Raw genomic sequence first — 10846 nt, 5'->3', positions numbered from 1 at the left:
ATGCAGCCGTTTTGAACCTATATGCGTTTCTTTATGCTCTTTTACAATTTTTAATTTGAACTCTTCTGAGTATTTGGACATAAAAAATGCACCTCCTAAAATTGAACTTTATTTGTCCAACTTTAGGGGTGCACTTCATTTTGGGACATCCCTTTTTTATTTGGCTATGTCTGTAGCAAGTGTTGCTATATGATATGTGGTGGTTGAGGCTCTCGAAACTACTACATATTTTGTAGATATTGCTTGATTTCGACAGGCGGCATCAAGGAAACTACGTTGCCATGTCCAATCGGAGCTGCAACACTATTTCCGTATATAGCCTTTAATTTTAAAACCATTTGTCTACAAATGAATCAACCCTGCCGTAGTACAATTCAGGATCGACAAAGCTTGCCGTTGCGTGAATGGCATTTTTAACCACCAGCATTTCCTTTTCGCCGCTTTTGGCATTGAAGTTCTTCTCAAGCATTTCATATGGTACATAATCGTCCTTGTCGCCGTGGATAAAAAGCATGGGTATTTTTGCCCTTGCAAGGGACCTTACGCTTGATCCGTCTCTAAAGGAATATCCGTTCTTAACCTTGCATAGCAGCGAAGCAACATCAAGTATGGGATGCACTGGAAGATGGAATTCATATTTAAGTCTATAGACAAACTGATCCCAGACAGAAGTGTAACCACAGTCCTCAACTGCTGCCACTACATTGGAAGGCAGTTCAAGACCACTGGCCATCATTACTGTCGCAGCTCCCATTGAGACCCCATAGAGAAGAATTCTTGCTTCAGGATCCTTTTCCACGATGAACCTGCACCAGTCGACCATATCACGGCAGGCAAAGGTTCCCATATCCACAAAGCTGCCTTCGCTCCATCCATGCCCTCTCTGTCCTGGCAAAAGAACGTTCCACCCCTTGTCCAGAAAATGAACTGCATATGTACACATGTCCCGTGGCTCAGCACGATAGCCATGTACCACAAGCGCATAGTTATGGCTCGGCATTTCCTTCTGTTCAGCATAAAGTCCATTAAGGTTTAAACCGTCAAAGCTTTTTATGGAAACTTTTTCCGTATATTTCTTAAGCTTGGGATAGGCAACGCTCTTTTCCTTCTCCGCCTGGATGTCCTGGGGATGCTTTTTCTTTTTTGCCATTTCCTTTGAAATCACAAAGCTGTGGCTTTCATAGCACAAGGTTCCATCTTCGCCTCCGACCGCATAGTCCACAAGATAGATCGCTCCTCCCAAAATGGCGGCAAACACAAAGCAGAGAACACTTCCACCGATAATAAAACCTGTCTTCTTTTTCATGTGTCTTATGTTAGAAAATACAGGAGATTTAATCAATTTGAATTTCTTTAAAATGAACTGTCTTTTTCTCAAAAATTCTATATTATAGCAGTCAGCAGTGATTATGGACCTTCAACCATAAAACATGAACTCAAATCACTTGCAGACAAACTGAAAATCTTAAAATATAAGCACGAGGTACAAAGATGGCATGCGACAAACCACAGATCGACAAAGACGGAAAAGGCATCCTTTTTTACGGTGATGCAAAAGTTAACTTTGTTAAGGATATTGAAGGACAGCCTAACGTTTTCCTTATGGAAGTACAGGCAGAACTTGAAAGGGACACACAGGTCAGCCCTGAGCCAGGACAGTTCTACATGATAAAAGGTAGCCGCAGCAACGTTACTTTCGGACGTCCAATCAGTGTTTACCACTCGGAACGCATTGGAAAGACACTTAAGGTTCAGTTCATGATCCTGGAAAAAGGAGAAGGAACAAAGGAAATGAGAAAGCTTCTTCCAGGCGACAGGCTTTCCATGAATGGCCCTTTAGGAAATACATTTGGTGAATTTAATAAAGAAACTAACGGTCGTATGGCTATTATCGGCGGTGGTATCGGAGTTGCCCCTGTTGCAAACTTTGCCTCTAGCCTTCCAAACGGTAGTTATGATTTCTATGCCAGCTTCAAGAGCGGTTCGTACGGTCTTGAATTCGTTAATGCACAAAACCTTATAATTACTACAGATGACGGTTCTCAGGGCATACATGGAATGCTCAGTGCAGCCTTTACAAAGGAAACAATCCAAACTAACGGTTATAAGTCAGTATTTGCCTGCGGACCAACCCCTATGCTCGCCTACATTCAGTCAGTGTGTCAGGACGCAGGAATCAAATGCTTTCTTAGCCTTGAAAAGAGGATGCTTTGCGGTGTTGGTGCCTGCCTTGGATGTACCATCAGCACAAAGGACGGAAACCGCCGCGTATGCAAGGACGGTCCAATATTTGATGGTGCCATCCTTGAATTTGCCAAACCTAACGGTACAAGAAGACAGCCTCTTGCTGCTGGAGAAAAGGCAGATCTTTCAGTTACAATTTCAGGCGTTAAATTCAAAAATCCTGTAATTGCTGCCAGCGGAACTTTTGGCTTTGGTCAGAACTACCGTGGCTTCTTTGATGTAGAGCGTCTTGGCGGTATTTCCAGCAAGGGCCTTACCCTTGAACCAAAACCAGGAAACAATGGCGAAAGAATCATTGAAATTACAGGAGGCGACATCAACTCCATCGGCCTTGAAAACCCTGGCGTTCCACACTTCATCGAACATGAACTAAAGGAAATGCTTGCCCTTGATACAGTCACCATGGCAAACCTTGCAGGACACAGCCTTGAAAGCTATGTAAAGGGAGCAGAACTTTTGGACAAGACAGACGTTCCAATGATAGAGCTTAACATCAGTTGCCCTAACGTTAAGGCCGGAGGAATGGCTTGGGGTATGGATCCCTCATGTGCTGCAGAATGTGTGGGTGCCGTCCGAAAGGCTACAAAGAAACCTCTCGTTGTAAAGCTTTCACCAAATGCACCTGATCTTGTGGCAGTTGCCCTTGCATGTATAAAGGCCGGTGCAGATGCCTTGAGCCTCATAAACACAATCCAGGCTGTAGCAATCGACATTGAAAAAGGCCGTCCATACTTTGACAATATCAAGGCTGGAATGTGCGGACCTGCAGTAAAGCCTATAGCATTGAGGATGGTTTATGATGTCTGTGGAGCAATCAAGAAGCTTCCTGAAAACGAACAGGTACCAGTAATCGGACTCGGCGGAATTTCAAAATGGCAGGATGCCGTAGAATTCATCATGGCTGGTGCAAGTGCCATCCAGGTTGGAAGCGCAACCTTCGCAAATCCTAATGCAATGGTAGAAATCATCGAAGGACTCGAAGCCTTCATGACAAGCCACGGCTACAAATCAATTGAAGATTTCAAGGGAATCGCATTGTAATTGCCAAAAAAAATCGGCCGCAACTGCGACCGAATCACATCTTTGCGACCCCGAGAGAATTGATGCTTTTGCCCTGCAAAACAGACGCGGACGCGGCTGAGTCAATTCTCTTGAGGAGCTAAAACTGGAACAGTTTTAACTCCTCCATTTCTCCTCTTCTTCCTCTTCTTTTACAGAATCTGGAAGGACAGTTTTCTTAGGCTCTGGCTTTTCAGAGCCTTTCTTTTTTGGAGCACTGCCGCCAAAGCGTTCATCAAACTTGTATTTCTTTACAACCTTCATTGAAATCTTTGAATAGGTAACGAAAGAAATCAAAAGCCCAATAACAAAAAAGACCGTAAGGGCTGTTCCAAAGTATTTTGGATCCGGATGAAACAAAAATTTCATTGCGTACAATGAACCAACAACAACAACGGCACAAACCACCAGGGTATAGATGATGTTGATGATGCTGGAAATCAGCATGTAAAGAATTGCAAAAGTTCCTCTATTCATTTTTTCCTTCCTTATTTTTTGCAGCTTTTTTTGAATCACGATAAATCTGAATCAGGAATGTAATCACAAAAATTACTCCGCATACGATCACGGCACTGTCAGCCACATTGAAAGTTGGCCAGCGTTCCATTCCGAATATTCCCCAGAAATAACAGTCGATGAAATCAACAACTCCTTCAGGCCTGAAAAATCTGTCGATGAGGTTTCCGATTCCTCCTCCAAGGATTCCGCAGATGCACCAGCGCTGTGTCTTTGTAAATTCATTGTTGCGGAAATAGATTACATAAACCGCAATGATTATCAAAAGGGGCATGATTGCAAAAAGAATTCCGCGGGCATTCTGTGAAAGGGAATGACCCATGCTGAATGCAATTGCATTGTTCCTTACATGGATAAGGCGAATATATTTTCCAAGGATCTCAATTACTGCATCATCGGCCCATACTGTAAGGCGAGGGATATGCTTTACGACAAGAACCTTTGTTATCTGGTCAAGGAGGACTACCACCACTGACAGAATCAAAGGCAGAACTTTATTCTTTATATTTTCTTTCATGTTTACAGTATAGCATAAAAGCAAGGCATTTCACTATACTATCTGCATGAAATGGATTATCGCATCAGACCTTCACGGTTCAGCTTACTACTGCAAAAAACTCCTTGAAAAAATTCAGGAAGAAAAAGCCGACAGAGTTCTTTTGCTTGGCGACCTTCTTTATCACGGGCCCCGCAATGACCTGCCAAAAGAATACAACCCAAAGGAAGTTCTTTCCATGCTCAACGGCATTGCAGAAAAGCTTGTATGCGTAAGGGGAAACTGCGACGGCGAAGTCGACCAGATGGTCCTTGATTTTCCAATGATGGCAGACTATGCAGTTCTTGATTTTGGCGGCAAGGCAATCTATGCAACCCACGGCCACATTTACAACGACAAAAACCCACTTAAGTTTGCCAAAGGCAGCATACTCCTCTGCGGACACTTCCATGTTCCATGCGTAAAGGAACTAGATGGATTCACCTACATCAACGACGGAAGCCTTTCATTACCAAAGGAAAACAGCTGGCACAGCTACATGACCTTTGACGGCACAACCTTCACCTGGTACGACATTGAAAGCGGCGAAAAAAAGATGGAATATACCTTTAAATTCTAACCTTATACAATTAGTATAGTTTGATAAGAAGCTGCTGAAAAAGATGTCATTCCCGTGCTCGACACGGGAATCTTTTTTTGAGAAATTATTTATTCCGAAACACCGATAATCTGACGGCTTATGAAGTCCGTAACATCTACGGCAAGATGGCTTGAAATGTAACCGCTGCGATCAGGCTCTACTCCCAGATGCCAAGCTAAAACTGGATCCGTATTTTCAACAGGTCCAAATCCCTTTGTCGGATTGTCTTCAAGATAGGAAAGATCAAAAGTTCCTTTGACCGTTCCAATATTCAGTTCCCTGACCGTCTTCAAGACTTCTGCCACATCATCTTCCGTGACGGCAAAAACAATATCCTGTTCCGCAGGCTTTGACAGCTTAAGGAGATAGCTGTATTCCTGGACAAGCACATTTTTGTTTGCCATGTAGATGGCATTGAATTTCTTTTCATCCCTCAAGCGTGTTAAAACAAAGGAAAAACGACGCATGAAAGGCATATCTCCAATCCTGTTGAACCATTTGCCTTCATTTGTCCAGAAATCTCCCGCATATACAGAATATCCATTTTTTGCAAGCTTCTGCAGGAATATCCTGTAGATCCCAACGTCTGCCGTTTTTGGCGGAACAAAAATTACGATGATCCTTCCAGCTGGATTCACATTGTTCCCTTCAAAATGCCAGATCTTTGCATTGGTCATCTTGAAAGGCTCCTTTACCTCCGAAAAACCTTTTTCAAAACTTCCATAGCATACATCTACAGTTTCAGAAACCTCAAGCTTTGCCGCATCGGAAGAAGCAGGCATGAAGGAAAACACGCAGAAAATCAGGAAGCCGCATGCGATTGCATTGATGACGCTTATGATCACAAGCCTCAAGTCATAGTGGTCGACGATTACATCCGACATGAGCCGCAGAATTGAACGGAAATTCCAAATCGTGGCCCACAGCGCAAATACAAGTATTATCAGTTCCATGGAAGAAAAACCAAATACAAATAGATTGAAGATTGAAAAAATGAATCCAACCAAAGGAACGACTGAAAGTGAATCTTTTCTCGTGTGGCTTACAAATAGAAATCTTGCGCTTCCAAGAAGAATCAACCCAAGGATCAAGAGTTCAGCCTGAATCTGTTTTGTCATGGCTCCATTCTAATCTATTTTGACCTTTTTTGCGATATGAAAGGGATCAGCCTTGGGAAATATCACTAAAATCTCCATTCACCTTGAAAAAAGACATATGGGACACTATAATATTTAAACTACTGTAGAGCCATGGCACAGATCAAAAAAATAAAAGTCGATAAAGAAAAAGTAAATCTCGCAATTCAGACAGGTATTCCTCTCACAGTTACCACCTACACACTTCCTGTCGAGATGGAAGGTTATATCGTCGACATCCTTTCTGTATTCCTCCATCATCTTAACATGGACTCATATTTTGAAGGTCTTGCTTATTGCGTAAAGGAACTTGTAAACAACGCAAAGAAAGCAAATACAAAGCGCATTTATTTTACAGGGAAAGGTCTCGACATCAAGAAGCTTGACGACTATGAAAAGGGCATGGAAAACTTCAAGATGGATACCCTCACAAACATCGACTATTATCTTGAGGAACAGAGAAAGCAGGGATACTTCATCAAGACGATTTATCAGATGCGCAACAATAAAATCAAGATTGAAATCCGCAACCGATCCGAACTTACAGTTTTTGAATACAAGAGGATCCACGATAAGATTACCCGCGCATTGCAATATGCTTCCGTAGAAGAAGGAATTACCCAGCTTCTTGATGAATCGGAAGGCGCAGGTCTTGGACTTGCCATCATGGTTCTTATCCTTAGAAAATTCGGGCTTACAGAAGACAACTATCAGATTCTCAGTGAAAAGGGTGAGACAATAAACAGAATAATCATTCCTCTTGATAAGTCTGTGGAAGAAAACATAATTTCCCTTTCCAGGGAATTTGCAAACCTTGTCGACGGTCTTCCTGAATTCCCTGAGAACATCACCCAGATAAACAACCTCATCAATTCGCCAACAAGCAAGATGAGCGACATCGCAAAGAAAATTTCAAACGATGTTGCCCTTACAGGCGATCTTTTAAAGATGGTCAACTCTGCGGCATACATGCTCCCACATCCATGCCAGAACATTGAGGACGCCGTAAAATATGCAGGACTCCGCGGAATCAAGAACCTTCTCTTCTCCATCGGTTCCATGGAAAACCTTGTCGCAAACTCAACGGACAAGAGCAAGAAGCTTTGGGACCATAGCTACCAGGTCGGTTTCTATGCCTACAATCTTGCAAGGAATTTCTGCAGGAAAAACAAATCCAACATTGAAGACAGCTATGTCTGTGGTCTTCTTCACGATATGGGAAAAATTGTCTTTGAGAACGCACGCCCTAACATTTCCACAAAGCTTGAAAGCCTATGCAAGCAGAAGAATGTATCAAAGGAAATTTTCGAGAATCTCATTGCAGGATGCAACCACGGAGAAATCGGAGCCTGTATCGCAGAAAAATGGAATTTCCCTTCCATCCTCACCGATGTCCTCCGCTACCATCATAACCCAGAGAACGCCCCAGAATCATCAAAGGAACTTACAGCCATAATATACCTTGCGGACATGATGGCACATTACAGCGAAGGTCTTATCGATTATGTCCAGATAGACAATGAAGTATTGGAATATTTCAACATCACTTCAGAAGAACAGTTCCAGGGAATCTCGGAACGGCTGTCATCTTCTTTCAGACGCTGATCCATCGCGCAGCGCTTCATTCCATTTCTGCATCAAAATGCCAAAGGCAACTCCTACATTAAGGCTTGCCTTAAGTCCTGTCATGGGAATCGTCACTCGTCCATAGTCGGCCCGTTTCAATGCCTCGGGACTCACTCCCAGTTCTTCGGATCCAATTATTACGATACCTTCCTTTGGAAAATCAAACTGGTCTATTGGAGTTCCCCCAGTTTCAAGTACAAAGACAGGAACATCCTTAGGCAGCTCATCAAGGGAACATCTTGTATAACCCAAGGTTTCAATGCATCCCATGCTGCTTCTGATAGCCTTGCTTTGCCCTGGGTCGGTGCAGTTAGGAGAGATGTAGACCTTTTCGCATCCCATGGCCTCCGCCGTCCTGAAAACGGAACCGATGTTGAAGGGCGAACGAAGATCTTCCGCGTAAACGCAGACCCCCTTAAAGAAATTTCTCTTTTCGACAGTAAGCCTGTCAGTGGAATGAGGGGCAATCACAAGATCCCATTCAGCAGGAAAAGTCCCGATGAGAGCAAGAAGTGCATTGCGTGCAAAATTGCATACCCTCCGTTCTTCAAACACTTCCGCCTCCATAAGCTTCCTAAGCTCCGCCGCTGTTTCCACTGGAAGCTGAGGATCCTCAAGAACAATGCCGCAAATCGTCTTTGTATATTCCTGGCGGGTCATGCGCGTAAAGTTGTATTCCATTCCAGGTTCAGGGATTCCTGCAATGTCCCTTTCAAGTTCCCCAAAGGTCAAGGCAAGCTTTCGTCTCTTTTGCCCTGGCTGAAGCTGATACAGTTTGTTAGGGTCGATCATCAGTATGCTTTCTTGATGATTTCAAAAAGATCATCGGTTGTCATGCTTCTCTGAAGATTGTTGATCAGATCCAGTTCTCCTGCATCTTCCGCAGCAAGGGCAAGCTGTTCAATGGAAAGGGAAAGATCCTTAAGACGTGCTGGAATATCTACCTTCGCAATTTTCTGCCGTACATATTCCGCAAGGGCAGCGCTTGCCTCCGCGGGTGTCGCATCCTGTTCACAGGCACGCAGAAGCTTTGCAAGGACTGCAAGCTTGTCGGCACGGAAAGTCGCAGCATCTTCAATGATGTATGGAAGAAGGATTGATGCTGTAAGGGAACGAGAGACCTTGTAGCGTGAATTTATGGCAACGGAAAGAAGATTTGCCGCACCAAAGGAACTTGAAGCAGCTCCCAGAGAAGCCATGCATCCTCCCTGTGCAAGAAGAACTTCCTGAGGTGTGGTAATCGAAAGGGATGGAGCCCCATCCAAGGCGTAGCTCAAAAGCTGAACCGACTTTTCAATGATCATGTCGCTGAAGAAAGTTGCCTTCTGACTAAGATATCCCTCAACGGCAAATGCAAGGGCTTCAACCGCCATTACTTCAACCTGCTTTTCGGTCAGGGCAATCTGAAGGTTAGGATCCCAAACTACAAGACGGCAAAGACCATTCTGTGTCTTTATGAGCTTTGCCTTTGATGAACGGGAATCGGTTATCATCGTTCTGTCCGTGAAAAGAAAGGAATCACGGTTTGTAGTCGGTACACAGATCAAAGGAAGCATTTTCTTTCCTGGAGCAACCTGATCGTCTATGAAGTCATATACATTGTGGTTTTCATAGAAAATGGCGCATAGAGCCTTGCCAAGTGAAAGGACCCTTCCTCCACCAACAGCGATGATTCCGTGAACCTTAGCATCCTGCGCAAGCTTAAGCGCTGCAGCCAACGTCTCCGTGTCCGCACTGTTAGGTATCTCGTCAAAGACAAAGTATTCCACGTTTTTTTCTTTAAGCGAATTCAAAACCTTGTCTGAAGTACCCGATTCCTTGAGCACAGGATCCATGATCACCATGAAATTCTGTCCCCATTCAAGGGCATACTGACCCAGTCTGTTTGCCGTATACGAACCAAGCACAATATTAGGTGAGATCTTGAAAATAAAGTCTGCCATTATCTATATTCCTTTCTAATTTAACTTGCAAAAAAAAAGAGCGGAAAAGTTATTCCGCCCTTATTTATCCCCTTAAAACGACTACGGAATTCTTAGAGTCCGTATGCGCTAAGAATCTGATCCGCTGTAGCAGCGATTGTAGCTTCGCTGAAATAATTTGGATCCTGAATCTTAAGCTTAATCTTTTCCACCAAGTCCTGACGAATATCTGGAGTCTCATCAGACACCTGCTTCAAATACATAGCTTCGGCTGCAGCCTTTGCTTCATCTGAAACACTGATTTCATCAGATGTTCTCTGTGAATTTGCAACATTGCTAGAGCGCTTTGTGCTCTGAAGGTTGTTCACAGGCGATACATAATTAACTTTGTCTATCATCATACTAAGCCTCGCTTATATTATCGGAAGATTCATCCAAAAGTTTAGCATTTTTATTGCCAGAAATAAAAACTGCAAACTCGCCCTGGACCTTCGTCCTGGAGCCGTAATCTTCAAGAACCTCTCTTGCGGTTCCTTCAGTTATCTCTTCATGAAGCTTCGTCAGCTCACGACCAACAACAACCCTTCTCCCTTCTTCAATATCGGCAATATCCGTCAAAAGCTTAACAATTCTGAAGGGACTTTCGTAAAGAATTATGGCATCACCTGTTGCCATAAGTTCCCTAAGCCTGCTTCTCCTTCGACCTGGTTTCGGCGAAAGGAACCCTTCAAAAACAAGGGTCTTTCCACCTGCTCCCGCTACACTTGCAAGGGACGCAAATGCACTGGCCCCAGGAATCGGCACGACCTTGTGTCCAGCTTTTCTTGCCAGTCCCGCAAGAACTGCCCCAGGATCGCTTATACCTGGGGTTCCTGCATCGCTTGCATAGGCAACGGTCTGACCTTCATCAAGCATCTTAATGATCTTTTCAGAGGCAAACTGCTCATTCTGGGAACGACAGCTTATCAAGGGTTTCCTTATCTCAAAATGAGTCAAAAGCTGAAGTGTATGACGGGTGTCCTCCGCCGCAATCACATCAACGCTCTTGAAGGTTTCCAAAGCCCTGAAAGTTATATCGCCCAGATTTCCTATAGGCGTGGCAACAATGTATAATTCCGACACAAGTATAGTATACAGCCATGCTATTTTTTTTGCAACTTTCCTGCTAAAAAACACCTTTAAAATGCCGATATTATAGGGGAATTTC

Annotated in this window: 11 protein-coding genes; 3 read left to right on the top strand and 8 right to left on the bottom strand. The window is 43.7% G+C overall.

Features of this window, described 5'->3' with window-relative positions; all coding sequences use genetic code 11:
• Nucleotides 1-328 precede the first annotated feature (328 nt).
• Nucleotides 329-1306 carry an alpha/beta hydrolase gene (locus tag ACKI39_RS07775; protein WP_407399290.1) on the bottom strand — a complete coding sequence of 326 codons (978 nt, stop codon included), beginning with the start codon at nucleotides 1304-1306 and terminating at the stop codon, nucleotides 329-331.
• A 185-nt stretch (nucleotides 1307-1491) separates the two neighbouring features.
• Between ACKI39_RS07775 and ACKI39_RS07770 the strand changes: the two genes are divergently transcribed.
• Complete coding sequence (locus tag ACKI39_RS07770) at nucleotides 1492-3285, top strand: dihydroorotate dehydrogenase (RefSeq protein WP_407399288.1); 1794 nt, start codon at nucleotides 1492-1494, stop codon at nucleotides 3283-3285.
• 135 nt (nucleotides 3286-3420) lie between these two features.
• On the opposite strand, the gene ACKI39_RS07765 is transcribed toward ACKI39_RS07770, so the two are convergent.
• Together ACKI39_RS07765 and lspA are read right to left on the bottom strand one after the other, a co-directional pair.
• Complete coding sequence (locus tag ACKI39_RS07765) at nucleotides 3421-3780, bottom strand: hypothetical protein (RefSeq protein ID WP_407399286.1); 360 nt, start codon at nucleotides 3778-3780, stop codon at nucleotides 3421-3423.
• Nucleotides 3773-4336, bottom strand: coding sequence for a signal peptidase II (gene lspA, locus ACKI39_RS07760; RefSeq protein ID WP_407399284.1), 564 nt, complete (start codon nucleotides 4334-4336; stop codon nucleotides 3773-3775). Before lspA ends, ACKI39_RS07765 begins: the two co-directional genes overlap by 8 nt.
• A gap of 46 nt (nucleotides 4337-4382) precedes the next feature.
• Between lspA and yfcE the strand changes: the two genes are divergently transcribed.
• Nucleotides 4383-4934: a phosphodiesterase gene (gene yfcE / locus ACKI39_RS07755; RefSeq protein WP_407399282.1), complete on the top strand. Its 552-nt coding sequence runs from the start codon at nucleotides 4383-4385 to the stop codon at nucleotides 4932-4934.
• A gap of 89 nt (nucleotides 4935-5023) precedes the next feature.
• Here the strand turns inward: yfcE and ACKI39_RS07750 are convergent, their stop codons facing one another.
• On the bottom strand, nucleotides 5024-6073 hold the full coding sequence (locus ACKI39_RS07750) for a hypothetical protein (RefSeq protein ID WP_407399280.1): 1050 nt from the start codon (nucleotides 6071-6073) through the stop codon (nucleotides 5024-5026).
• Between the two features lie 132 nt (nucleotides 6074-6205).
• On the opposite strand from ACKI39_RS07750, the gene ACKI39_RS07745 reads away from it, so the two are divergent.
• Nucleotides 6206-7696, top strand: coding sequence for an HDOD domain-containing protein (locus ACKI39_RS07745; protein WP_407399278.1), 1491 nt, complete (start codon nucleotides 6206-6208; stop codon nucleotides 7694-7696).
• On the opposite strand, the gene ACKI39_RS07740 is transcribed toward ACKI39_RS07745, so the two are convergent.
• From ACKI39_RS07740 to rsmI, 4 genes are all read right to left on the bottom strand, one after another.
• On the bottom strand, nucleotides 7676-8509 hold the full coding sequence (locus ACKI39_RS07740) for a TrmH family RNA methyltransferase (RefSeq protein ID WP_407399276.1): 834 nt from the start codon (nucleotides 8507-8509) through the stop codon (nucleotides 7676-7678). The genes ACKI39_RS07745 and ACKI39_RS07740 overlap by 21 nt on opposite strands.
• Nucleotides 8509-9660 carry an iron-containing alcohol dehydrogenase gene (locus tag ACKI39_RS07735; protein WP_407399274.1) on the bottom strand — a complete coding sequence of 384 codons (1152 nt, stop codon included), beginning with the start codon at nucleotides 9658-9660 and terminating at the stop codon, nucleotides 8509-8511. The genes ACKI39_RS07740 and ACKI39_RS07735 overlap by 1 nt, the downstream gene beginning before the upstream one ends.
• A gap of 92 nt (nucleotides 9661-9752) precedes the next feature.
• Entirely contained in the window at nucleotides 9753-10040 is a 288-nt protein-coding gene (locus ACKI39_RS07730; protein WP_407399272.1) for a flagellar biosynthesis anti-sigma factor FlgM, read from the bottom strand.
• Nucleotide 10041: 1 nt separating this feature from the next.
• Complete coding sequence (gene rsmI, locus ACKI39_RS07725) at nucleotides 10042-10761, bottom strand: 16S rRNA (cytidine(1402)-2'-O)-methyltransferase (protein ID WP_407399270.1); 720 nt, start codon at nucleotides 10759-10761, stop codon at nucleotides 10042-10044.
• Between the last annotated feature and the right edge of the window lie 85 nt (nucleotides 10762-10846).

The sequence above is a fragment of the Treponema sp. genome, from assembly GCF_045641405.1.
Taxonomy (GTDB): domain Bacteria; phylum Spirochaetota; class Spirochaetia; order Treponematales; family Treponemataceae; genus Treponema_D.
This window is presented reverse-complemented; position numbering and strand designations above follow the sequence as displayed.